The organism is Peptoniphilus sp. BV3AC2, assembly GCF_000478945.1.
Taxonomy (GTDB): Bacteria; Bacillota; Clostridia; order Tissierellales; family Peptoniphilaceae; genus Peptoniphilus_B; species Peptoniphilus_B duerdenii.
The window spans coordinates 320,263-344,026 of record NZ_AWXD01000008.1; the positions used below are offsets into that span (position 1 = coordinate 320,263).

The window sequence follows — 23,764 nt, forward strand, 5'->3', positions numbered from 1 at the left end:
TTACCTTTTTGAAAATAGAAATAAAGGAGCAATAATATAGGCAAGTGGCATAACAAAGTTAGGCGGTAAAATAGAATCCTTTGTCTTATTAGAGATAATATCTCCCGCTTTTGGAAAAGCAAAGATTGCAACCACAAAATAAATAGTTGGGATAAGTGCCACTCCACTGAAAGGATATATATCGAAAACCTCTGTCATAAGTAGGTAGTATCCAAAGAAAAATAAAATACCTACAACAAAATAGGTTAAAATTTCTAAAACACCCTGTCTTTTCATAGTACCTCCATTAATTTATATCGAAATAAAAAATATCTTCAAACTTTTTATCAAGGGCAATACAGAGAATAAGTGCAAGTCTAGAAGTCGGGCAAAATTCTCCCGTTTCAATAGAGCTGATAGTATTTCGTGAAACACCGACCATGTCAGCCAAATTCTTTTGAGTCAGTTTCTTCTCAGATCTAATTTCCTTTAGTCTATTTTTAAGTTCTAGCTTATCTTCCATAGATTCCTGCCCATTCAACTAAAAAAACCACATAGAGAATACCTCCGCCTATGATAAAAGAAATATAACCAAACTTCTCCAAATTATTCATACTCTTTCTATCTTTTAAAAACTTATAAAACCTATTGCCCAGTAGAATAGAAATAAACATAATCTTAGCCAAATCATAATCGAGACCCTTAAGCTTGGAAAGAATGAAGATTATAATAAAAGTCACACTGGAAAAAATAATTCCAAAAGAATTTGATTTTAAATCAATATAATTCTCTCTCTCATCTCCGAGAACATTTTCAACCTTAAATTTTTCTAAAATATCTTTTTTATCCATAACTCCTCCTGCCAAGTTTACTTGGTATAATTATTTTATCTCTGCCAAGTACACTTGTCAAGAATAGAAATAAAAAAATGGAGTCTCCCCCATTTTATTTTCCGATTAAATTTCTAATTACAAATTTATTTTCTAAAGAAATCCATGATTTTTTGAATTAGACTTCTATTTTCTATTTTTTCTTTTGGAATAGAATCTTCAATTTCTTTTTTGTTGATAGTTTTGTTTAAGCTACATCTTTCTAAACTAGACAAACTTTCTTTTTCTAAGGTACTTCTACTTATTGCATTTCTTATAAGCACTTCCTGAGCATTTATTCCCTTCACATTTGGAACTTTTGCGTAGCTTCCGTCCTTTTGAAGTTTTCTCATTTTCACATCGTCAGAAAACATGATGTCCATAAATTCTAAAATTCTATTTTTAATCTCGTCATCATAGATTGGTACTGCTACTTCCATCCTATTTCTAATATTTCTCGTCATGAAATCTGCCGAAGATATATAGATCTTTCCGGCATCTCCTCTTCCAAATTGATATACTCTGTGATGTTCTAGAGATCTTCCCACCACTTGATAAATATCTATATTTTCCGTTCGATCCTCAATTCCTGGAAGGATACATGTAATCCCTCTTACCATCATGTCGATCTTTACGCCTCTATTCGAAGCCTCAGAGAGTTTGTCGATTATTTTTCTATCGGATATGGAATTCATCTTGAGCCTTATGTATCCATCTCCAGTATCTTCTTGTTTCTCAATTTGTTCGTCAATTAAGAATTTTAATCCCTTTTGCATAGATTTTGGGCTGACAAGTAGGTGCTTGTATTCCCCATCTAAGTTTCCAATCATAATATTATCGAAGAGATCTTTGGCCTCTATTCCTATTTCTATGTTAGATGTTAAGTAAGAAAAGTCGGTGTATAGTTTTGCTGTTTTTTCATTGTAATTTCCCGTTGCAACCTGAGTTATAAAAGATGCTTTTCCATCTTCAATCCTGGTTATAAGTAGTACCTTTGAATGGCATTTATAATTTTCAAACCCATATACTATTTTACAACCAGCTTCTTCCAGCCTAGATGACCAGATGATATTGTTATCTTCATCGAATCTTGCTCTTAGTTCCATAAGAACGAAGACTTCTTTGCCATTTTCAGCAGCTTTTATAAGTGCCTGAGCTATTTTTGAGTCTTTGGCGATTCTATAGAGGGTAATCTTAATAGATATTACCGCCTCATCATCTGCAGCTTCGTTAAGTAGGTCGATGATTGGGTCCATGGATTCATAGGGATATGATAGAAGTATGTCCTTTTCTTGTACCTGGTCAATAACTTTTCTTCTTGGGTCAATCATATATGAAGCTTGTGGCGAAAACTTCTCATCCATAAATTTTTCTTTTAAATCTTCTGGCATTTCTTCTACGAGGCTGAATATAAATCCAGCTATAATAGGAGATTTTGTCACAAAGATATTATCTTCTTCTAGATGAAGTTTTTCCATTAGAATCTCTCTTAGTTTTGGAGTTAGTTCTCCATCCACTTCAAGCCTTACTGGTTTAAGTCTCTTCCTCTTATTGAGCATGGTCTTCATATGAGTTTTAAAATCTTTGTCCACATCATAATCGTCATCATTATAAGAAATATCTGCATTTCTAGTTATGCTCATTATATATTTTTCTTCACAGATATAATTTTCAAAGACCTTATCTCCAAACTCTTTGATGACATCCTCTATAAGCACCATGGTCTTGTCAGATATCTTTATATATCTATTTATCTTATCTGGTACAAATATCAGTCCCAGGTAGAATTTATCTTTTTTGCTTTCTTTTTTTTCATCAATCTTTTTTGATTTAAGTGAAAATACCACATTTAGAGAAAGATTTGGAAGCCTTGGAAAAGGTCTCGTCCCATCTACTACTTGAAAATTTAGAATTGGTTCAATGTTGTTGTCAAAATAATATTCCAAAAATTCTCTTTCCTTAGGTCCAAGCTGGGAAACTTTTTCTAGAAAGATTTCTTCGCTTTTAAGATCATTTACAATTCTTTCATAGGTGAGATCTTTCTTTATATAGAGATCTTTGCAGACTTCCATTATCTTTTTAAGTTGCTCGCTTGGACTAAGACCGGACTTGTTATCCACCGCTATCTTCTTTAAATGGCTAAGGTCAGTTAGAGTTCCCACCCTCACCATGAAAAATTCTTCCAAATTCGAATCGAAAATAGAATAGAACTTAAGCCTTTCAAAAAGTTTTACATCTTTGTCGTTCGCCTCTTCTAATACTCTTTCATTAAATTTTAACCATGATAATTCTCTATTCTGTGTAAAAGAAGTATCCATATTATTCCTCTCTTATTATTCTCTCGTAAACGTAGCCTTCTCTGACTCCAGTTCGGCTGACATTTATCCTATCTACGGAAAAATAACTTGCAATCCTATTTAAGATTATCATTCCAGGCAGCAATGTGTGAATTCTATCCGCCTTTACAGAAATTATAATATCTAGAGTGTTTCTACTGTTCATCTCCAAAATATCGTCCAGCATATCCTTTAATTTGTCCCTTTTCATAAAGGCATTTGAAGAATTTAAATTATAAAACTCATTGTATAGATCTAGGGTAGCCCTTGCAGAACCACCATCTGCACAGAGAGTGTCATAACCTTTCTTCTTAATCTTTGAATCTTCAAGTTTATCTTTCACATCTTTATCTATAGCTTTTCTTTCAGAATCTTTAACGATTAGATCACCTACGAAATCTTCAAAAGCAGAAAGTGACCCTATCTTAAGACTGGTGGACTCGATGATTTCTTTATCCTTAAATACGACTATTTCAGAAGATCCGCCTCCTATATCAGTTAGTATTCCACTTGAAACATCTATGGATTTCGAAGCGCCGACGAAGGTCAGCCTAGATTCATCATCTTCAGATAAAATTTCGATATCAAAACCAACTTCTTTTTTTACCTTCTTTAATATTTCATCCCTGTTGGAAGAATCTCTAATAGTAGCAGTCGCAAAGGGAAACACAGCGTCAATATCATCAAAATTATCTACAATGTATTTAAATTTTTCTAGAACTGAAATCAGTCTCTTAATCCCTTTTTTTCTGAGTTTCCCATTGGAAAAATAGTTGCGAAGAGATGCCTGCTCCTTCTCACTAAAAAGGCTTATTGCTTCTTTTCCGACAACCTTAAAAACTGACATTCTAATCGTGTTTGATCCGATATCTATAACTGAATAAATCATAAGTCCATCTCCTTAAAAATTATATATAAATAAAGTATAGCCTCTTTAAAGTATTTGTAAAATTTGTGTATAGAAATTACAAATATTTTTTGCTAAAAACACCAAAAGCAGACAATTTATACAATGCCTGCTTCTTTTATTATTTTATATTGTGTTTTGCCATTTTTTCACGAAATATGTCCGTGATTATCTTTTGTAGTTCATCTCTTTCTTTTTCTGGAAGTTCGCCAGGCATCTTCGCCACTTCAAAGAGCTTTGGATAGTCTCTTGCAATTCTTTCGATGGTCTTGGTGGTGGCGTGTTTTCTTACAAAGAACGGAATCTTCTTTATCCATCCTTCTGGTAGTAGTGCCAGAATCTTGTCTTTTGCTTCTTTATCTGTGATTTCTGCGGTGGAAAGTCCATTTTTTATTTGAGTTTGTTCTCTTTCTGTAAAGTCTTCTATCTTCATATTTTCTCCTTAGATTTTCATATTATCTTAGTCCTTAGATAATCGAAGGGCTAGGTTTTTTAATATCTTTAAATAAATAATAGCCCTGCTAATTATTTTTAGCAAGGCTATCTGTACTTGATTTTTATTTCTGTTATTTGTTTGATTCCATAGGGTTTATAATTATATCTTTTCCTTCAAGGATTAAATTCATATTTTTCATTGAACACATGCTTCCGCACATGGTGCAGGTGCCTTCTTCTTCTGGTGTTGATGATGCTCTGTATTCTCTGCATTTTTCTGGATCTATTGCAAGTTCAAACATACCTTCCCAGTCGAGTTTCTGTCTTCTCTTACTCATTTCAAGGTCGATTTCTCTTGCAGATTTAAGTTTTGCGATATCTCCTGCGTGCGCTGCAATCTTAGCTGCGATTATTCCTTCTTTTACGTCGTTTACATCTGGTAGTCTTAAGTGTTCTGCCGGTGTTACATAGCATAAGAAGTCTGCTCCGTAGCTTGCTGCTATTGCTCCTCCTATGGCACTGGTGATGTGGTCATATCCAGGTGCGATGTCTGTAACTAGTGGTCCTAATACATAGAATGGTGCATTGTGGCAGAGTTTCTTTTCGAGTCTCATATTCATTTCTATATCGTCTATTGGCACGTGTCCCGGTCCTTCGATGATGACTTGTACATCTTTTTCCCAAGCTCTCTTGGTAAGTTCACCTAGAGTTATAAGCTCTGCAATCTGTGAAGGGTCTGTCGCATCATGGATTCCGCCTGGTCTTAGAGAATCTCCAAGGGATAGTGTAACGTCGTATTCTCTCAAGATTTCCAAAAGTTCATCGTAGTATTCGTAGAATGGATTTTCTCTGTCGTTCATCTTCATCCAACCAAATAGAAGTGATCCACCACGGGATACTATTTCGTTAACTCTTCTATTTCTCATGAAAATTTCTGAGTTTGCTCTGTTTATTCCACAGTGAATAGTCACGAAGTCTACTCCGTTTTCTGCATGGTTTCTAACTACATCTAAGAATTCTTCTGCCTTTATAAAACTAAGTCCCTTATCCAAGAATCCAACCGCATCATACATAGGAACTGTTCCCACCATTGCAGTAGATTTTTCGATAAGTCTCTTTCTAAATTCTTGAGTCTTTCCGTAATTGGATAGGTCCATTATGGATTCCGCACCCATCTTAAGCGCCATATCCACCTTTTGCATTTCAAGGTCAAGGTCGTTTAGATCCTTAGAAATCCCAAGATTAACATTGATCTTAGTCTTAAGTCCAGTGCCTATTCCTTCTGGAGAGATAGATTTGTGATTTCTATTTCTAGGAATGACAATTTCACCTTTTGCAATCTTCTCTAAAAGAAATTCTTCGCTGACATTTTCTTTCTTCGCAACGATCTTCATCTCTTCAGTTACAAAACCATGTTTTGCAGCTTCCATCTGTGTCTTATACTTCATAAATTAAAAAAACCTCCTAAAAAATTTATAGGAGAATAACATGCCTCATCCCACGCAGGCATTATCCTGCAGGTAAAAATGGTCGAAGTCTAACTTCCTCTCAGCACATAGCTCCCATAGATTATTAATTTACAATTATTATTATAAATATAAAAAAGAGATTTGGCAAAATAATATTTCCAAACCTCTTTTAAAACTAATTAAATTTAATCATCATTATAAATAGTAAATATTTCTTCGATAGTTACACCAAAGACCTTTGCTATGTTCCACGCCAGTACTAGAGAAGGATTGTACCTACCATTTTCCAAATTTCCTATGGTCTCTCTTCTCACTCCGACCGCGTTCGCCAAATCTTCCTGGCTCATGTTATTCCTTGCTCTAAATTCTTTGATTCTATTACTTATCATTTAAGATACCTTGCGTTTCCTTCCACTCTGCTACTACAATTGATATTGTAAATACAAATACTCCTAAACTAAAAGCAATTCCAAATGCAAATTGAATATAATTTTCATTCTTCAAAAGCCCCAGAATGGTTAAAAGCAGAACCATAGAAAATATTTGGACAAAGAATGCTAGAGTGGCTGAATTTTTTACATACTCTTTAAAGGATTCATCTGGAATAATCCAAAAATATCTTAAATAATAGAGAAAACCCAAAAATCCATACCAGCCTTTTTCTTCCGTTACTGTACCGAGAAGAGCAACCATTGAAACCAATGATAAAAACCCTAGAAAATTTATTTTTCTTTTCATAAAAATACTCCTTTGTGATATATTTCTATCTTTATGTTATAAATATACCACATAAATAATTATCTTTCAATATTTTTTTAGATTTTTAAGAATTTTTATAATAGAAAAAAAGAGATTTGCAAAATAATATTTCCAAACCTCTTTTTTATTTTATCTATTCAAATAATCTTCGTTTGCTTTTATAAGCTTTCTGTAATATTCGTCGTAACTTGGGCTGAATTTTCGAATAAGTGGGATAGCAACTTCATAATAATTATTGTCCGCCATGTACTTAGTTAGTTTATCCTGAAGTTTTTTAACCTCGCTATTTTTGTATTCGTCGCTATTCTTATATTTTTCGTACTCATCTAGGAACTCTCTATTTTCTTCGATCCATTCTTTGGAATTACTTACCGCATCTATTTTAGATTTATTTATCTCTTCCAAAGTTTCCATATCAAATCCAGTGGATATTTTATCCAAGTATTCTTTTTCTTCATCTGTAAGATTAAACTCTGGCAAAGAGTCCAAGTACTCTACGAATTTTTCAAAAGCATCTCTTCCATCTTCCTCTAAAGGCTCATTTAAAAATGGTCTGTATGCGGAGAAAAACATCTGTCCATAGTAACCCGGAAACACATTTACAAGTTTTTTATAAATGGTGTCTGTCATTTCCAAATTCTTTACCTTCTCATCAATTGTGCTTTTATCTGCGCCTTTGACAATCATTTCAAGAATTTCCTTTTTCTTTTCCTCAACGCTAAGCTCATACTGCTTGGTTCTAAGCACAGAAGAAAGAGTCCCGTCACCGAAAATAATCTCCCTTATCTCTTTTAGATTTAACCCAAGCTTTGTGAAGAGAGCCACCTTTTCTAAAATCTCCACATCCTTCTCGCTGTAATCCCTATAACCATTTTCAAGACGAACTGGATCTATGATCCCTTTTTCTTCGTAGTATTCAATCGCCTTCCTAGTAAGCCCCGTCTTGTTTTGAACTTCATTTCTAAGCATAATTCCCTCCTTTATTAGAGAGTAACACCGCCCCCAAGGTGCAGGTCAAGTGATATTTTAAATAATCTTAGGATTTCCTAAGAGCCGAATTTTTCATTGATTATATAAGACTTCCACCCTTATTCGATTCTGTTCCATTCTTTTTCTTCGAGCTTTGCAAATCTTTCTTCGTTTCCCTTTGCGATTTTGCCGGTAAATGGTACTTCGTAGGAAACCTTCTTGCCTACATGGACCAAGGTTATGATTGCCTTTTTATTCTTTTTTACTACTTCAAAGGAGCTGATTTCATTCCATGGCATGATTAGAAAATTCTTTTTCATGTTGTTGCTGATTTCCACTTCATAGATTCCTCTGTGACTGAAATTTAAAATGAAGCTTCTGCTTGAATCCATTGTATAGTATAGACCTCCTATTGCAAGCCACTTAAAGAGATCCGTCTTTGTATCATTGTGTTTAAATACCACTAGGTAATTTTCTTTATCGTCAAATGTTTCAAGTACCTTGTCAGTTATTTCTTCTGATGTATTAAATAATAGTCCCATTTTAACCTCCTATTTAAATATGAAGACTTCCGTCATATCTTTTCCCAAAACTTTGCAGATTTTGTACGCAGTTTCCAGTGTCGGGCTGATGGTATTACTTTCGTATGCCATGATGGATCTCCTCTTAAGTCCCACCGCTTCCGCCAATTTGTGTTGGGAAAGTCCCTTTTCTTTTCGAAACTGTGCAATTTTATTTTCAATTACTACTTCCACTAAATCACCTTACTTCTTAAGCAATTTGTTTTGAAATTTTCATAATGTTTATCGCTTAATTTATTTCTAGAAATTATTTTGGTTACATTTTTAGTACATATGTTACATTTATAGTACCAAGTTTTTGTTTTGTCGTCAAATATTTTTTTGAACCAAAGAATTTTTGTAAATTTTCTCCAAGGATTTTTTGCCAAGAATTTTTAGATAAAACAAAAAAAGACTCCTGGGATTATCCCAAGAGTCTATGTTTTCTTTCTTAAATTTTCCGCATTTATTCTACTATTTTATCTCCCATAGGATGGTTACCGTATCGGCAACGTCAATATCATCTGGCTCTATGTCGATATCATAAGAAGATTCCATTTTGTATGATCCAATCTCAAACATATCCACTGGAGATGTCCTGATATCTATTTCTCCCCAAGAATAGTCGATGCTTTGCACTTCTCCCAATTTTACTCCTGCTGCTGTTGCTAATATCTCAGCTTTTTCTCTGGAATTTTCCACCGCGCGTTTGATGACTTCTTTCTTCACTGCTTCCTTGTCCTTTACTGTGTAGCCTATTTAAAATTCGACCTTCACTGAACATACTGATAGTTCATAGAGAACACGCCCTAGCTGTTTGTTGTCGTTTGGAAACTCGATCTGTGTTCTGTGGTGGAATTTGTATCCAACGAATCTTTGTTGGTAATCATTGTTGTGGTCTCTATAACTTTCGTATTTGGACTGAATAGAAAAATCTTTGGTCTTTAGATCTTCGCCAGGGAGCCCAGACTTTTCTATCGCCTCTCTTAGGATCTTGGTCTTTTCTGCAGACTGTTTCACAGTTTCTTCGTAGTCTTTGTAGGCTCCTTCAAATGTTATTTTTAGGCTGGTAGTGTCCGGTTTTACAGACACACTGCCCCTTCCAGTTACTCTAATTGTTCTCATAGTTCCTCCTATATTAATTCAAAAAGTTGAATGGAAATATCAAAAATTCACTAAAAGTTCGGTACGAATCATCTCTTGGCAAGCGATAAGTCGTATAGGAATATAGCACTGCTCTATATGAAGCTCTCGAGTCGAATGGATTTGGTATTAAAAGTAGCAGGGATAATAAAATTATCTTCTTTTTACTTAATTTTCCTCTCTTTATTATTATCCCTTTCCTATCGACTATTCGATTATTAATCAACCCTTGCCCATTATGGACATGATTCTTTCAAACATGGTTTGTGAGCAGGTGTCTTTGTCAATCAAACTATCCCAATCGAGAAGAAGTACCGCCACCATAAAAATAATTAAAATTTAAAATTTTTTTCATAATATCACTCACATTTCCACTTAACTATATTATAGTACAGAAATAAACTTTCTACATCTTTATTGGAAATGGTTTTGGATGGTAAGATAAAAAATGAAAAAGAGGAATTGATAAAAGTAGCTGTAAAAATGAAAAAATAATGTGTAAGATGTTGATGTTTAAGTTGTTCTCGAGGAGAAAATTTGCTTTAAATTGTTGTTCCAGGAGATATTCTTTTCCTGAGTAGCATTAAAAAACTTACTTAGCGTATTTATTTAAACTAAGTAAGTTTTTTCGTTTCAATCTCAAAACTAAAAGAGTTCGGATTTATAACCAATCCCTCGTGGATTCGAAGGCTGGTTCCTTTTGCTGACCGGTGAGCAGCTCCACCACTTTGCTTCCAACATTGACCATTTTGTCGAATTGCTCTATGTTAAAATCAGTCATTGTAGTCGAGCCCTTTGGACCATATCCGCCTGGTGAACTTGACAGTGCGAAATTGGAACGATGGAGAAAGTCATTTCCATCCAGTTGTTTTTCTCTCCAAACGTAAAATCCGGTTGCCTTTTCTAAAATTGACGGTGCCTTATAGCCGTCCGCATCATCCCCGCCATCTATGGCAAGTTGATGCAGTCTGAATTCAATCTCCTTTATATATGGATTATTAAGTCTCACAGAGAGCAGGAAATGATATTTGTATGAGTAATGTGGCGGATTGTATGACTTTTTCTCTCCATTTATCTCCTTTTTAATTTCCTTCTTGTTCTCCTCAACGGTTAGCATAGCGTCTACTACCTCATCAAGCGAAAAGACATCTGCATCTTCTTTCTTCGTTCCGCTTTCGATTAACACGAATTTTCCTTCGTCATGATTGATTAAAAGCAGGTCCTTTCCGTCTAGTTGAACGCTATCGTCCGCTTGGAATGCAGCGACTTCTTCCCTCGTCGATTCGCGCCATGCGATGTGGTCGCGTATCTCTTTTTCAGTATGAACCTTGTCTTTGTGATCAAAGAATGGGGAAAGCTTCTTTTGGCAGTTACCACAGACGAAGTCATCGTTCTCAAGCTTTAGCCTAGAGAGAAGCCCTGCCTTTTCACCGCATATTGCACATATTTTTTTACTGAAAAGTCCCATATCTGCTACCTCCTTAAAACATTTCTATTTTTGAAGATCCATCTTAGACAAAATAAAGGCGACTAAGATAATTGCCTACTGTCTATTTCGCGATTTTGTACTCTATAGAGTTCAGCATGTCGCTTACGCCATCTTTGTCGATGAGCCCGACAACAGTAATGTATACGGGAGTCCCGTCCACAACGCCGTAATATTCGTTTGCATCAGCTCCATTTCTTGTCAAATCGAATTTGACATAATCCACCTCTCCAAGTTTCACGCTCGTCTTGTTGTCAAATGTGCCTACAACACCTGCTGCCTTTTCCTCACTTGCCTTTGCGTCAAGATCGGCATTAAGTTGATCCATGGTGTAATTCGTCGTTCCTTCCTTATATCCCTTGAGAGTAAATCCCACCAAAGAATTGAGCGTTCCATCCGGAGCAACTGCGTCAATTTGTATATACTCGGTGTTGTTATCATCCTGCTTGTCCTTTGGGAAAATCATGATCTGCTCATAACCTTCCTGTGGCTTTGCCACATAGCCATCTGTAGGGGTTACGCTGATTACCTTGTTCGTGGATTGAACAGCAGTGCTCTTTTCCTTGCTTCTGCAGGCTGACATACCCATGGATAATATCAAGCACATAGCAATGGTCAATAATATCTTCTTTTTCATTTTCATTGTTTTACCTCCTTAAATTTTTATATTTGTATTAACTTTTCAGCAGGATCTATATTTTGACTTCGTTGTGGATACTGAGGCTACCCACTGAAATTCGGCTGATAGGCATCCGACTGCCTTTGTAAGCTCTTGAGCAAAGCCAAACTGATTGTCCTGTATTAATCAACCCTTGCCCATTATGGACATAATTCTATTAAACATCATATATGAACAGAATTCCTTGTTAACTAAACTATTCCAATCGAGAATCTCTTCTCCATCTTTTACTTCCTCTGGTAGAATCAAACTGCCGTCCTTTAGACTGATTGAAGGTGAGAACTCGAAAGCGTCGTCTCTGTACCTGATGGTAATCTTGCCATTTGGAGCGATGTCACTTATGTTTTGCATGACAAATGTGATGCCACTGCTAGAAATGTCGTCTAGGTATAGATTTTCAACCTCTTTTAATTTTCCATCCTCAGAAAGTTCCAGTTCTTTTAAAGAAACTGAAGCGTTTTTGTACTTAGGAATTACTAGGTAACATTCCTCTCCATTTAAGTAAGGTTTGTCGCCGACTTCGCCATCTTTCATCGAAATAAGCATGTTTGGATCTTCATAATTAGTAAAAATACTTGTCCAAACACATAGCTTTGCAAGAGGTTCTTTCAAGGTATTCTCATCGTAACAAGAGCCGAGATAGATAACAAATGCTTTGCACTTTTCGTCTTTTGGATCTACGCCGAGTCTTCTTGCCATTCTTAAATATTCATCGGAAATCTCACTTTTATCGAATCTATCTATCTTTAGTTTTAGAAGCCCTGGCAGCTGTCCCATGTCCACGTCTAAAGATTGAGTAAAGGCAAGTGTAGGTGTGCCCACTTCGTCTATAAAAATTTGACGATTTTTGTAATCGTAATTATCCCATAGATCGTTTAGAATCTTTCCGGTGTGGTTGGAAGGATTATAGACGTAGGAAGAATCAGTTACATCTCTATAGTAGAGTTTCGTATCCAAGGATTGTTCCTCACTCACACTATTTTCAATCATCCCGAGGATCTCTTCCTTCTCTACGCCCATGCTCTTCATAAGCTCTTCGTCATTTATAAACTTACCATCAGAAAGAGAGAAGTTAAACACTTTGTAAATTGGAACCTCGTCCTCCCAAATATTTGAAACTTCAACCATGACGCTTAGTAAATGCTCATCTTGATAAACGGAAAAATAGGAGTAAATTCCACTATCGTTATCTACTATATCCTTTTTATTGGTAGTATATAGATCCTTTATATATTTTACCAAGCCATCAATCTCATCGTTTGCCGCTTTGGCGTCCTTAGAATCCAAAAGAATCCTAGGCACGTGGATGCCAAAATCATCCCTCTTTGCAAAATCTATGTATTTTTTATCGACGAAGTCCTTCCAAATCTCTCTGTCCTCAACGTAGGAAGACATTGAACCGATCACCGCTCCGTCAACTGGCTTTAAATTTTCTGTCACATTTGAATCCTGCTTGCCAGAGCTCTTTTCATCGGAATCTTTGGAATTCTCCACAGAATTTGCATTTGCATCTTTATTTTCTACCTTCGACGAACTGTTACCATTTTTGCAACCAGCAAGGAGAACCATCGCAACCATAAAAATAATTAAAAATTTAAAATTTCTTTTCATAATATCCCTCACATTTCCACTTTACTGTATTATAGTATAGAATTAAAATCTATGCTTATAATTTGTTGAATCTTATGTAAATAAAAACGGTCTAGATAACTAAACCGTTTTTACTTTTCTTATCTAGTCTTAAAGGGTGAATATTTTATTTTACTACGATTGATCTGTAGATGGTTACCATCTTAGACTTGCTATTCCAGATGATGTCCTTGCCATCTTGTAGATCAAGAGCCTTATAAATATTATTTATCATATACGAATGATTTGTTGGTTACGTATTTCCATTCTTCATCTATTTTGTTACTATCTCTTACGAAATCGTGACCGTTTGTTGCTTCATATATTTTGTAGTATGCCCAGTGATTTTCTACTAAATCTTTGAAAGATTTAATTTCAAACTTGTGGTTTCTTACGAATTCACCATCAGCTACTCTATCAAACATTCTGTTTACGATAGATACAGCTTCAGCTCTAGTGATAGGAGCATCTGGTTTGAATGTTCCATCAGGATAGCCTGAGATCAATCCTTCAGCCTTAACCTTAGCGATAGCATCCTTAGCCCAATGATTCATTGGAACATCTGAGAATGTTTCATCTGCAGCTTTTGGATTCTTGATATATTTAGAAGCAATTACTGCAAATTCTGCTCTAGTTATACTCTTATTAGGTTTGAATGTTCCCTCAGGATATCCCTTGATGATGTCTTTCTTAGAAAGCTTCATAACGCTGTCGCAGAACCAATCATATGCAAGAACATCAGAGAACTTAGGTGAATAATTTGCAGGAGCACTACTTTCAGTTAATCTTGCAAATATAGCAGATACTTCCGCTCTAGTGATCTTGCCATCAGGTCTTACAGTTCCATCCGGGTATCCAGAAATATAAGCGTCATGTCTTTCTAATGGTTTTGGTTCTTCTTTCTTTGTTTCAGATGAACCGAACCAAATTGGCCACCATGGATTGTAATAAGGTGTTGGTTGAGGTTCTGGTTGAGGTTCAGGATTTGGCTCAGATGTTTCACCCTTTTCCCAAACTGCTGTAAACATTACACTATTATCGCCTGGGTCTAAGATGTCTTTGCTAAATGGTTTTGTTGGATCAAACTCTACATTTGTGCCTAGTTTTACCCATTTTACAAATTTATAGCCTTCTTTTGTTGGTATTATTACACCTGCAATTACTTCTCCATCTTTAGCAATTTTCTTTTGAGTAACTGGCTTTCCACCATTTCCATTAAATATTGCTAAATATTCTTCTGTTTGAGGTGCTTTATAGGTGTTTGTTACTGTTAGTTTGTCTTGGCTATATGTTGCCTCGTAGTTTTCTGGTAGATTTGGTTCTTCTACGAAGTACGTGTATTCATAACCATTAGCGTCATGCTTAGCTAGATTTGACCACTTGTATGTGAAGGTTGGAGCAGTGCCTGTAATTGTTGCTGTTGCATTTACTGTTTCTTCCTCGCTTCCTTCTTTTGCTGATATTCTCTTTAGAGTTAAGTCTACTGCTATGTGGTCTTCTTCAGGTCCGTTTACCCATTCCTTTGTTGCTGTTACTTCTGTTACTGAGTTTGTATCTGTTTTACTTGTATTTGTTACTGTTACTGTTATATCATTGTCAGTAGTTGTTAAAGTGACTTCTTGTTCTGGGTTGTAGGTTGGTGTGTAACCCTTGCTGTCAGTTTCTTCTACCTTGTATTTTCCAAAGTATAGATCTGTTAATTCTTCTGTTGCACCTGGGGCTAAGTCGAAAGTTTTTTCATATCCATAAGGTCCTGTTACTTTGAATGAAAACTTAAGTGGTTCAGCTGCAGATCTTAAGACCATAACGCCTTCGCCGGTTTTTAGTAGTTCTTTCTTTATTGTTAGTTTTCCAAGTCCATCGTTAGGTGTTTTTACTGTGTTGGTAATTGATTTTGATTTATCATCAAATTCGCCTAACTTCCAGTTTTGGTTTTCTACAGAGTCTTCTTTGAATGTTTCTTTTACATAGAAAGTATATTCTTGACCTGCTTGGTTTGTTTTTTCTAACTTCTCCCAAGTTGCAGTCATGTTTGTTCCATCTACTATTTTTACAGCTGTTTCTGGAACTTTTTCATCTGTTTCTCCAACTTTTCTCCAAAGTTCAAAGTTCATTGTTGGTCTGGTTACTTTTTCGTCCCCTGCCCAAACTTTTGTAGCTGTGAATGAACCGTCTTTTGGTACTTTGTAAGTGTTTGTAACTGTAAACCCTTCTTCTGCTGTTCCTTCAATTTTTCCTGCAGTGTATAGGTCTTTAAGTTCATCTTTAACTTTTTCTTCTACTGTATATTCATATGGTTTTCCATTTCCATCATATACTGCTTGACCTTTGAAGGTGTATACAAATTCATGGTCATTTGTTTTTGTTACAGTTGCTGTTGCTGTTTGAACTTCATTGTTTCTCTTAAGTGTTACAGTAATATCTTCAGCTGTTCTAGCTGGTCCATTTTCCCATGTCTTTGTTAGGGTAATGTCTCTATTTTCGTTTTCAGCTTTTACAGTGTTTGTTACTGTAACTGTTGCTTCTTTATCTTTAGCTGTTAGTGTAACTTTTCCACCTGCTGGATTATAAGTTGCCTCGTATTCGTCCCCTGCTTTTTCAGTTACTGTATACTCACCGAAGTATAGGTTTTCTAATACTACGTCTTTTGTTGTAGATAATTCTACTTCTTTACTGTATCCATAAGGTCCTGTTACTGTTGCTTTAAATGTCAAGGCTTTTGGTGCTACTTTTGACATTAAGCTTAGGCTTGCTGCAGCTGGTCTTGTATTTACAAAATTCTTCTTTATTGTTAGTTTTCCAGTTCTTTCAGCTTTTGGAAGAATCGTGTTTGTAACTTTGTTTGTTTCTTCTGTTTTCTTGAAGTTTTCAGGTGTAAAGTCGTTTCCGTCTTTGTCCACTTCTTTTACTCTATAGACATAAGTTTTTCCGTCTTTATCTGTTTTGTCTAATCCTTCCCATTTTGCTGTTAGGTCTGTTGCATCTTTTGCAATTTTCTTAAGGTCAGCACCTTCTACTGCAACTGGAGCTTGGCCTGCAATGTTTCTATACAGTTTAAACCATACATCTGTTTTTTCTGGACTTGGATAGTCTTTTCCTGCACCTGTCATATCCCAAACTTTTGTAGCTGTGAATTCGCCATCTTTTGGAGCATTATAAGTGTTGGTTACTGTTAGTTTGTCTTGGCTATATGTTGCCTTGTAGTTTGCTGGAACGTTTAGTTCTTTTGCATAGTATTCAAATTCACGACCGCTTGGATCGTATTTTGCTAATGGGGTTCCATCTTCTTTTGTTTTAAATTCTTGTGATGAATCTTGTCCTTCTGTTGTTGTGAATTTGTTTACTTTTTCATCTATTGCAGTTCCCTTAGCATCTTGACCTTTTCTCCAAAGTTCAATTTCTGTTGCTGGTTTTGTGCCACCGACCCATACTTTATTTACTGTTATTGTAACGTTTGTTGGGTCTGTAGTTGTTCCACCTTTGTTTGTGTTGGTTACGATTATTGTTTTTTCTGCTTCGCCAGCTTTTAGGGTTGCTTTTCCGTTTTTTGGATTATAACTTGGTTCGAATCCATGGGTTTCTGTTTCTGTTTCTTTTACTGTGTATTCTCCATAGTATAGGTTCTTTAGTTCTTTTTCTTCGCCAGCTGCTAATTTAAATGTTTCTTTGTAGTTGTATGGCCCTGTTACTTCAAAGCTAAACTTAATTGGTTCGCTTGCTGCTCTTAGAGCTTTCATTTGAGTAGCTTCAGCTTCGTTTTTAAGAACTTTCTTTATTGTTAGTTTTCCAACTGGATTCTTTTCTGGATCTGGATTTTCACCTGGTTTTGCAACTTCTTTTAGCTTATTGGTTATTGTGTTTTTGCCTTCTTCAGTTACCATTTTGCCAGTGATCCAGTTAGCGTTTTTAGCGTCAGTTGTGTCTTTGAATGTTTCTTCTACTGAATAGGTATATTCATTTCCGCTAGCATCAAATGCATCAAGATTTTTCCATCCTGCAGTTCGTTTTTCTTTTGTAATTTCTGCTGGCTTTACACCATTATCTTTAACTTCTGCTTCAGTTCCGCCCTTAACTTTTCTGTAAAGGGTGAAGTTCATTGTTGGGTAGTCTGCGTCTTTTAGTGTAAGACCGGTCGGAACTTCCCATTTCTTTTCAGCTGTGAAGTCTATTTTTTTATCTGGATCAAAAACATTAGTAAAGCTTACTTCTTGTCCTTTGTCTCCGCCAGCTAAAACGTCGTAAAGGGTTACTTTTACTTTTTTACCTTGCTCTTTGTCTTTAGGTGTGTATGGGTTAGCAGATTCTGTATCTTCTTTAACAACATAGGTTGTAAACCTCATTTTATCTTTAGTTTGAGATTTGTCTTTACCTGCATTTAAATTAAATACTACTACCTCCCCTTCTTTAGTAGAGTTCTCATCACCTTGTTTTGCAAAAGTTATTTTAAATTCTTTATCTCCGCTAGGTGTAACTGTTTGGCCTGTTTTATTTTCTATTAATTTTTCTAGTGTTACTTTTGCTTTTGCTCCACTTTGTTCTGCATTTTCAAAAACAATAATTTGTTTTTCTGTTAAGTCACTTATTTTACCTGTACTTACTTCTTTACCTACTCCATCGGTAGCAGTTACAGCTGTAGTAGACTCTACATTGTTCTTTGTAGCCTTGAACTTGCTATAGTAATCAGCTACATCAAACTCTTTAAAATTCTTTGTTTCCCCACCATCATTTTTTTAACTCGTATGCTTTACCTATTTTGCTTTCATATATAGTATATGTGCTCGCCTTCTTTATACGCTCAAGAAGTCTTGTTTGTCCAGGTCTAAGCTTTATTGATGGATAATTTTCACTTTTATCACTTGATTTAACAATGAATTCAAACTCTCTTTGGGCATTATCGACTGCAGCTCCGCCTTCATTGTTTTTTATTACTTTTTTAACTGTAATTATAGTTGGTGTAACAGGATTTGGTAAACTTGCTGGAAGTAATGTTTGAATTTTGCCATTTACATCTATATACTCAACACTAATACTCTTCAATAAATCTACAGTGCCTGGTGCATTGCCATTTGCATCCAATATATCATTATTTAAATCGATCACATACTCAATATACTCATACTTAAGAGTTGAATCATCAGTATCATATACTGTCGAAACAGAGTGCATATACCACTTTTTCTTTCCATCTGTATCTGTAATTATCTTAGCTCCTGGTGAGTGTTTAAGCTCGTTATCAGGAACATCACTTGGAATTTCGAATCCTTTATTGAATTCTGTATGCACTTTTGCATCATTAACTGTCTTCAATATATTATTTGCTATCTTTTTAAATTCTGGCTCTAGATCTGCTACATTTGTTACTTCTATAAAACTGTCTTTTGAAGCTGCTCTTCTGAGAACATCACTACCATCTGCATCTGTTTGTAGGCCTATAGAATAAACATGGATGCCAGCGTTTTTAGCAAAACCCGCTTCTGCTACAGCTGAGTTACCATGGTTGTAGAAAAGATTATAACTCCAAAGACTTCCTTGTTGGTATAAATAATACATGTAAGAACCATTTCCGGTTTTATTATAGTCATTATAAGTAAAGTCTGATTCTGCTACATTTGCATTAGTTGCATATCCACTAGCTCTTAATTCGTTGCCCAAAAAGCCACGATCGTAAGCAACATCATTTACATAATCTGTTGCATAGGTATCTGGATCTTGTATTTCATAACTATATGTTGGTACACCATCTGACATAACTAGCATGTATTTGTTGTTTGCCTTAGATGCTTCTAGCATTTGTCTAGCTTTGTATATACCGCCTTGTGTGAAAGTACCCCCCTTTGCATTCATGTTATTAATAGCTGCGTGCAAGGTAGTTATATTATCTGTAAAGTCTGTTTCAGTTCCTACTTCACCTGCAAAAGGAACTATGGCTACACGCATGTTTTGTGAGCCGTCTTGCAATACTGTATTAACAAAGCTATGAGCAGCAGCTATAGCGGAAGTCATACGGTTTCCCTTCATAGAACCAGATGTATCCATAACAAGGACTATGTCTGTTGTCCTGGCAGTATCTCTTGCTGCAATAAGCGCTTTAACATGCCACCTGTTGGCGTAAGTCTCATCCTCTTCTATGATTGGCGTATATAGCTTAACTGATCCCGGATCTTTCAAATCCGTATCTAAGTCTTGGGTAATTTGGTCTTTCACCCATTGTGGTGGTTCCGTCCCTTGTCCTTGAGCCTGTACTGGCGTAGGACTAAAGACTACTGCCCCTAGTAGCATTATAATTGCTAAAAATAGGGATATAAATCTCTTTGTTCTTTTCATGATTATCCTCCTTATCTTGTATGGAAATGTTTTCACTTTCTGTCTTTATCTTACAAAATTATTTTCTTTTCCACATCACCCGAAAGGATGATATTTTGTGAAATTTTATAATTTTTTTTGTAAATTTTTTATGTTTTTTTGCAAACTTTTAAAATTTTTTGCGTTTTTTAAATTATTCTATTCTTCTACTTTTTTCTTTTGCACATCACCCGAAAGGATGATATTTGAAAAATAAATACAAAAGCACCCCAAATTCGGAGTGCCTTTGTCCTTCCAAGTTTTCCAGGAGAATAAATTATGAAAGTGATCAGTTATCTCTATTTTTTTACCAAATAGTCCCACAATTATCTTCTTTTCATTTCTTAATCAGTTTAATTTACCTTCTTCTTGTCAAAAGTCTCGTTTAGCCTCTTTTTATTTTCTTCGACTTCGTCTAGGATTCCCTTTTCTTTTGCTTTTTTAAGGTATTTGTCCTTGGTTAGATCGAGCCTGTTGCCTTTTAGTTCACTTGAGTTTTCGCCTTCGATATAACATTCTGCAAGTCCTTTTAGATTTTTTACAAATTTGTCTTCGCAAATTAGGTTACTTATTTCGTGCTTGGTTTCTACTTCGTAGTGGTGTCTTTCATCTGAGTTTCTGTACCTTGCATAGATTGTGAAGTAGAATACGAATCCTGATATTAGTAGTATCCAGAAGAACTGTCTTGAGTCTTGGAATTTTGTATCGTCAAACATGCTCATTTGCGCCACTAGATTCAAGACAAATGCTACTAGTCCTCCGAAGATTTCTACTAATACTGATACGAAAAATAGTTTCGTGAAGTTTATTGGTACGCTACCCATGGTTTCCTTGGTCCTTGCGTTTACCGCCACGTAATGAAGGAGGTTTTTGCCATTTTTCTTTTCCATATAGCTGTAGAGCCACACTGGTAGGTAGGCTGCCTTCCAGGAATCTCCCTTGACCTTATAGTCTTCGTCCTCCCATCTTACGCCTCTGTCATATTCTTCCACAGTCTCCTTTGCCGCAAGTCTTGCCACGTCGGAGCTTTGTGCAAAGACTGCTTCTCTTAGAAAGTCGATATTGCTATCTCTCTTCTCTGAAGTGTAGCCTTTCATGTAGTTGGCGTTGAACTTCACTGAGTTTTCTGTGTCAAAAGGCATGATTGCGTTTATGATGTTGGTAGTTTTTTCCTTGGCTGTGTAGTCCAGTTTGTCGGTTGAAGATTCTATGGATAGATCATCTATAAATATATCGAAGTCTCTTTCGATTTCGTAGCAATCTGCGTCGTACTCTGTATGTTTGTCGTCCCCTATGCCGACTTCGTAACTATTAGTTTTTATTTGACCTTCGCCCCATAGGTGCATGTGGGCATTTACATCCACAAGCATGTACGGAAGGTAGACTCCGCAGATGTTCTCTGTGGTAAACTCCCTTGTAAATTTTGGATGGGCGAAAAATCTTCTCTGTTTGACGAATTTTTCTATCTCTTCCCTTGCGTCGCTCCTTGTTACGCTAAATGGAAGGATTACATCTGGCACTGCTCCATTAGGTACTATATTGTTGATGGAAAGTGTGTTGCGGCACCAGTGGCATCTTGCTTGGGTGGTGGTGTTAGTGTCAATTACTACTTCTGCGCCACAGCTTTCACATTTAACTGTCACCATACTTTCCGCCGCTTCGTCTATGTCTGCTGCTCCACTTCCCATGGTGGTTCCTTCTAATGTACTTATGTCTTGATCTTCTGGTGCTAGTTCTGGCTCGAATTCAGTTCTACAGAAATTACATCTGAGCTTGCCGGTCTTGGTGTTGGTCTCTATGTCTGTTGAGCCACACTTAGGACACTTGATCTGACCATCCTTTAAGCCGCTTGACATATCTATTATTTTTATATCGTCCTTCATAAGATCACCTATAGTCCTAGTATTTCCCTCTTCATCTTGTCAAATTCTTCTTGGGTTATGACTTCTGCATCGAGAAGTTTCTTCATCTTAATTAGTTTTTCTGTTGGATCTTCTGGTGGTTGGTTTTGGTTTTGTTGTTGAGGTTGACCTTGTTCATAGTAGCCTTGTTTTTGTGCTTGGTTTTGATTTATCTGACCGCCACCGAAATTAGGTTGGTAGGAGTTTCCTACATTTGGTTGTTGAACCCCGCCCATCATATTTCCTGCAGCATTCATGCCCATTCCCATAAATGCCATGTTTGCACCTCCACCATTTTCTCCTGCGGCCTCTATACCTCTTGCCACTGATTGTTGCATAAATGAATTGCCACGGGAGCCTGAAAGTGCATCGGCTCTCTTGACATCCTTCATCATCTCCTTGGTGTCTTCGTCATATTCGATGGCTAGGATGGCTGTCTTCACGATTTCTAGACCACGGGTGGATCTCCATTCGTAACCGTCTTCAACTGCAGCTGATAGTGATTTTGCAAATCCAATTTGATCCCCTTGGATCTTGCTCATCCTATTGCCTCTGGTTGGGTCATTGGTATAGTTTGAAAATGCTGCTGATAGACTGCCAACTACTTCGTTAAATAGTTGTTCTGAAGCTTCGTTATCCATATCGCCTAAATCAAATGCTGGTGCTCCAGAACTTAGATATTTAACTGGGACAAAATTTTTTAAAAATGAGATTGGATCTACAATCTTTACCGTATATGTTCCTCTTATAACTGCTCCTACTTGGGTGCCGAAGAAGGCATCATCCCAATAGATTTCACTTTGAGTGCCGAATCTATTGTTTGGTATTTCTTTTAGATTTACATAGAAGAGAAGTTGGTTTGTGGCTGGTATGCCTCCAAACTTAAATTTTTCCCAGGATGTTTTGACTAAGGAGTCCATCAGTCCGTCCCCTGAAAATATGGATTTTGAATTTGGATCGTCTGAACTGTAAATATATCCACCTATCTCTGTAATTATTCCGGTGATTGCTCCGTCTTGGATGGTTACGAGGGCGGTTCCTTCTGGAACGATGATCTTGGTTCCATTGGTAATTACATTTTCATTTCCTTTGTAATTTGCACCTCTACCGTTGTTTGTTCCCATTGGTACTCCTGGAAATACTGCCGCCGTTTCCGGTACTCCTTCCATCGGTCCGTAAAAATCTTTCCATTGATCTGCGAGAGTTCCTCCTAGTGAACCTCTAAATGCTTGTATAAATCCCATTTTTTACCTCCTATTTCATTTAATTCTAATAAATTCTTTCAAATGTGTCCTTGACCACATCATATTTAAGGACCAGGGTCCCATTTTTGTTTATGAAGTAGTGTCCCACTAACTCTGCCAGTTCTTCGTCAAATGGATTATCTTTTCTCAGGGTGACCCAAAAACCAATCTCCTTACTGCCACGATATTCTACTTCGTAATCACTTGCTTCTGCTACATATGCGTCCTTGTCAAAGACTTTCTTTTCTCTAAGTTTCTTTATAAGTTCATCTCCTGCATCATCCACTGTGAGTAGTCCAACTGGCACAGGCTTTTCATCTATGTAGACCGCTCTTTTCTTGGCATCCCAATTGACATTCATATCGAAGAGTTCTGAGATGGCTCTAAGTGGAATGTAGGTTCTGTTGTTTTTTATAAATGCCGGTGCATCTATTGGAACTGGACCAGCTTTTATCCCATCTGAGAACCCAGCCTTGTCGTCTCCTATGGCTAGACGAATACTTGTGTGATCTTTTTCAATGGTCACAGTTAAGTCTTCTCTATGATATTCAACCTTTGCGCCGAGACCTTCTGCAATAACGCGGACCGGTACAAAGGTTCTGTTTTCGAATATAAGTGGCGGTTGATCTGATTTTACAAATTTTCCATTTACATAGATTTTTACATCGTTTTGTGCTTTAAATCCCGTCATAAAAACTGCCGCTAGAATTAGTATTGCGATTTTAAATTTCTTCTTTCTCTTTGGCATAGCATCCTCCTTATCACTTGTATGGAAATAGATTTCTCACTTTCTACCTTTATCTTACAAAATTATTTTTCTTTCCACATCACCCGAAAGGATGACTTTTATAAAGTTTTTAGTTTTTATTTTACAGTGGAGTCAATAGATTATAGATAATATATTTGATATAATTAAAAAAAGATTTTATTTATTTTATTAATTTAATAGTTTAATAAATTTTATTTCGTAGAATATTTTTGAAGGGAGGTTACTATGTATCGCAAAGAAATCATAAGTTATATCGTTTCTATTTGTTTGGTCTTAATCGCTTGTTTG

At 36.1% G+C, this 23,764-nt stretch carries 20 protein-coding genes, 1 pseudogene and 1 riboswitch; all 21 genes and pseudogenes read right to left on the reverse strand.

All coding sequences use genetic code 11. The features are described 5' to 3' along the window. Positions 1-276, reverse strand: coding sequence for a hypothetical protein (locus HMPREF1252_RS03345; protein ID WP_023059142.1), 276 nt, complete (start codon positions 274-276; stop codon positions 1-3). 10 nt (positions 277-286) lie between these two features. Then, entirely contained in the window at positions 287-502 is a 216-nt protein-coding gene (locus tag HMPREF1252_RS03350; protein ID WP_008901469.1) for a helix-turn-helix transcriptional regulator, read from the reverse strand. Continuing rightward, a complete protein-coding gene (locus tag HMPREF1252_RS03355; protein WP_023059408.1) occupies positions 492-830 on the reverse strand; it encodes a DUF6442 family protein in 339 nt (112 codons plus the stop codon). The genes HMPREF1252_RS03350 and HMPREF1252_RS03355 overlap by 11 nt, the downstream gene beginning before the upstream one ends. A 125-nt stretch (positions 831-955) precedes the next feature. Continuing rightward, the gene (locus HMPREF1252_RS03360; RefSeq protein WP_023059415.1) at positions 956-3,166 is read right to left on the reverse strand and encodes an RNA degradosome polyphosphate kinase; all 2,211 of its coding nucleotides are present in this window, start codon (positions 3,164-3,166) and stop codon (positions 956-958) included. 1 nt (position 3,167) lies between these two features. After that, entirely contained in the window at positions 3,168-4,073 is a 906-nt protein-coding gene (locus tag HMPREF1252_RS03365) for a Ppx/GppA phosphatase (RefSeq protein ID WP_023059180.1), read from the reverse strand. Positions 4,074-4,212: 139 nt separating this feature from the next. Then, positions 4,213-4,524: a hypothetical protein gene (locus HMPREF1252_RS03370; RefSeq protein WP_023059133.1), complete on the reverse strand. Its 312-nt coding sequence runs from the start codon at positions 4,522-4,524 to the stop codon at positions 4,213-4,215. 133 nt (positions 4,525-4,657) lie between these two features. Continuing rightward, complete coding sequence (gene thiC / locus HMPREF1252_RS03375; protein WP_023059200.1) at positions 4,658-5,974, reverse strand: phosphomethylpyrimidine synthase ThiC; 1,317 nt, start codon at positions 5,972-5,974, stop codon at positions 4,658-4,660. Between the two features lie 29 nt (positions 5,975-6,003). Continuing rightward, positions 6,004-6,102: riboswitch (TPP riboswitch) on the reverse strand. 78 nt (positions 6,103-6,180) lie between these two features. Further along, positions 6,181-6,384 (reverse strand): helix-turn-helix transcriptional regulator, encoded by a 204-nt coding sequence (locus HMPREF1252_RS03380; protein ID WP_023059386.1) that lies wholly within the window; start codon positions 6,382-6,384, stop codon positions 6,181-6,183. Next, positions 6,374-6,733, reverse strand: coding sequence for a DUF3796 domain-containing protein (locus HMPREF1252_RS03385; protein WP_023059404.1), 360 nt, complete (start codon positions 6,731-6,733; stop codon positions 6,374-6,376). The genes HMPREF1252_RS03380 and HMPREF1252_RS03385 overlap by 11 nt, the downstream gene beginning before the upstream one ends. A gap of 150 nt (positions 6,734-6,883) precedes the next feature. After that, positions 6,884-7,723: a MerR family transcriptional regulator gene (locus HMPREF1252_RS03390; RefSeq protein ID WP_023059341.1), complete on the reverse strand. Its 840-nt coding sequence runs from the start codon at positions 7,721-7,723 to the stop codon at positions 6,884-6,886. Positions 7,724-7,842: 119 nt separating this feature from the next. Next, positions 7,843-8,265: a hypothetical protein gene (locus tag HMPREF1252_RS03395; RefSeq protein ID WP_023059146.1), complete on the reverse strand. Its 423-nt coding sequence runs from the start codon at positions 8,263-8,265 to the stop codon at positions 7,843-7,845. Between the two features lie 9 nt (positions 8,266-8,274). Further along, positions 8,275-8,478 (reverse strand): helix-turn-helix transcriptional regulator, encoded by a 204-nt coding sequence (locus tag HMPREF1252_RS03400; protein WP_008901459.1) that lies wholly within the window; start codon positions 8,476-8,478, stop codon positions 8,275-8,277. 279 nt (positions 8,479-8,757) lie between these two features. Further along, positions 8,758-9,408, reverse strand: a pseudogene (locus HMPREF1252_RS03410) (SIMPL domain-containing protein). A gap of 679 nt (positions 9,409-10,087) precedes the next feature. Next, positions 10,088-10,894, reverse strand: coding sequence for a DUF4428 domain-containing protein (locus HMPREF1252_RS03415; protein WP_023059261.1), 807 nt, complete (start codon positions 10,892-10,894; stop codon positions 10,088-10,090). Positions 10,895-10,976: 82 nt separating this feature from the next. After that, positions 10,977-11,555, reverse strand: coding sequence for a hypothetical protein (locus HMPREF1252_RS03420; protein WP_023059160.1), 579 nt, complete (start codon positions 11,553-11,555; stop codon positions 10,977-10,979). Positions 11,556-11,717: 162 nt separating this feature from the next. After that, positions 11,718-13,202 carry a hypothetical protein gene (locus tag HMPREF1252_RS03425; RefSeq protein ID WP_023059222.1) on the reverse strand — a complete coding sequence of 495 codons (1,485 nt, stop codon included), beginning with the start codon at positions 13,200-13,202 and terminating at the stop codon, positions 11,718-11,720. A 242-nt stretch (positions 13,203-13,444) separates the two neighbouring features. Further along, a complete protein-coding gene (locus HMPREF1252_RS09220) occupies positions 13,445-17,560 on the reverse strand; it encodes an S-layer homology domain-containing protein (RefSeq protein ID WP_023059290.1) in 4,116 nt (1,371 codons plus the stop codon). 382 nt (positions 17,561-17,942) lie between these two features. After that, complete coding sequence (locus HMPREF1252_RS03435) at positions 17,943-19,544, reverse strand: VWA domain-containing protein (RefSeq protein WP_023059376.1); 1,602 nt, start codon at positions 19,542-19,544, stop codon at positions 17,943-17,945. A 371-nt stretch (positions 19,545-19,915) separates the two neighbouring features. After that, complete coding sequence (locus tag HMPREF1252_RS03440) at positions 19,916-21,445, reverse strand: TFIIB-type zinc ribbon-containing protein (RefSeq protein WP_023059343.1); 1,530 nt, start codon at positions 21,443-21,445, stop codon at positions 19,916-19,918. 8 nt (positions 21,446-21,453) lie between these two features. Beyond that, a complete protein-coding gene (locus HMPREF1252_RS03445) occupies positions 21,454-22,707 on the reverse strand; it encodes an SPFH domain-containing protein (RefSeq protein WP_023059236.1) in 1,254 nt (417 codons plus the stop codon). 25 nt (positions 22,708-22,732) lie between these two features. Beyond that, a complete protein-coding gene (locus tag HMPREF1252_RS09225; RefSeq protein ID WP_023059374.1) occupies positions 22,733-23,455 on the reverse strand; it encodes a copper amine oxidase N-terminal domain-containing protein in 723 nt (240 codons plus the stop codon). Between the last annotated feature and the right edge of the window lie 309 nt (positions 23,456-23,764).

Excerpts from the sequence above, each read along its gene's own strand:
- HMPREF1252_RS03345 (WP_023059142.1), bottom strand. The coding sequence starts at position 276 with ATGAAAAGACAGGGTGTTTTAGAAATTTTAACCTATTTTGTTGTAGGT.
- HMPREF1252_RS03350 (WP_008901469.1), bottom strand. The coding sequence starts at position 502 with ATGGAAGATAAGCTAGAACTTAAAAATAGACTAAAGGAAATTAGATCT.
- HMPREF1252_RS03355 (WP_023059408.1), bottom strand. The coding sequence starts at position 830 with ATGGATAAAAAAGATATTTTAGAAAAATTTAAGGTTGAAAATGTTCTC.
- HMPREF1252_RS03360 (WP_023059415.1), bottom strand. The coding sequence starts at position 3,166 with ATGGATACTTCTTTTACACAGAATAGAGAATTATCATGGTTAAAATTT.
- HMPREF1252_RS03365 (WP_023059180.1), bottom strand. The coding sequence starts at position 4,073 with ATGATTTATTCAGTTATAGATATCGGATCAAACACGATTAGAATGTCA.
- HMPREF1252_RS03370 (WP_023059133.1), bottom strand. The coding sequence starts at position 4,524 with ATGAAGATAGAAGACTTTACAGAAAGAGAACAAACTCAAATAAAAAAT.
- thiC (WP_023059200.1), bottom strand. The coding sequence starts at position 5,974 with ATGAAGTATAAGACACAGATGGAAGCTGCAAAACATGGTTTTGTAACT.
- HMPREF1252_RS03380 (WP_023059386.1), bottom strand. The coding sequence starts at position 6,384 with ATGATAAGTAATAGAATCAAAGAATTTAGAGCAAGGAATAACATGAGC.
- HMPREF1252_RS03385 (WP_023059404.1), bottom strand. The coding sequence starts at position 6,733 with ATGAAAAGAAAAATAAATTTTCTAGGGTTTTTATCATTGGTTTCAATG.
- HMPREF1252_RS03390 (WP_023059341.1), bottom strand. The coding sequence starts at position 7,723 with ATGCTTAGAAATGAAGTTCAAAACAAGACGGGGCTTACTAGGAAGGCG.
- HMPREF1252_RS03395 (WP_023059146.1), bottom strand. The coding sequence starts at position 8,265 with ATGGGACTATTATTTAATACATCAGAAGAAATAACTGACAAGGTACTT.
- HMPREF1252_RS03415 (WP_023059261.1), bottom strand. The coding sequence starts at position 10,894 with ATGGGACTTTTCAGTAAAAAAATATGTGCAATATGCGGTGAAAAGGCA.
- HMPREF1252_RS03420 (WP_023059160.1), bottom strand. The coding sequence starts at position 11,555 with ATGAAAATGAAAAAGAAGATATTATTGACCATTGCTATGTGCTTGATA.
- HMPREF1252_RS03425 (WP_023059222.1), bottom strand. The coding sequence starts at position 13,202 with ATGAAAAGAAATTTTAAATTTTTAATTATTTTTATGGTTGCGATGGTT.
- HMPREF1252_RS09220 (WP_023059290.1), bottom strand. The coding sequence starts at position 17,560 with ATGAGGTTTACAACCTATGTTGTTAAAGAAGATACAGAATCTGCTAAC.
- HMPREF1252_RS03435 (WP_023059376.1), bottom strand. The coding sequence starts at position 19,544 with ATGAAAAGAACAAAGAGATTTATATCCCTATTTTTAGCAATTATAATG.
- HMPREF1252_RS03440 (WP_023059343.1), bottom strand. The coding sequence starts at position 21,445 with ATGAAGGACGATATAAAAATAATAGATATGTCAAGCGGCTTAAAGGAT.
- HMPREF1252_RS03445 (WP_023059236.1), bottom strand. The coding sequence starts at position 22,707 with ATGGGATTTATACAAGCATTTAGAGGTTCACTAGGAGGAACTCTCGCA.
- HMPREF1252_RS09225 (WP_023059374.1), bottom strand. The coding sequence starts at position 23,455 with ATGCCAAAGAGAAAGAAGAAATTTAAAATCGCAATACTAATTCTAGCG.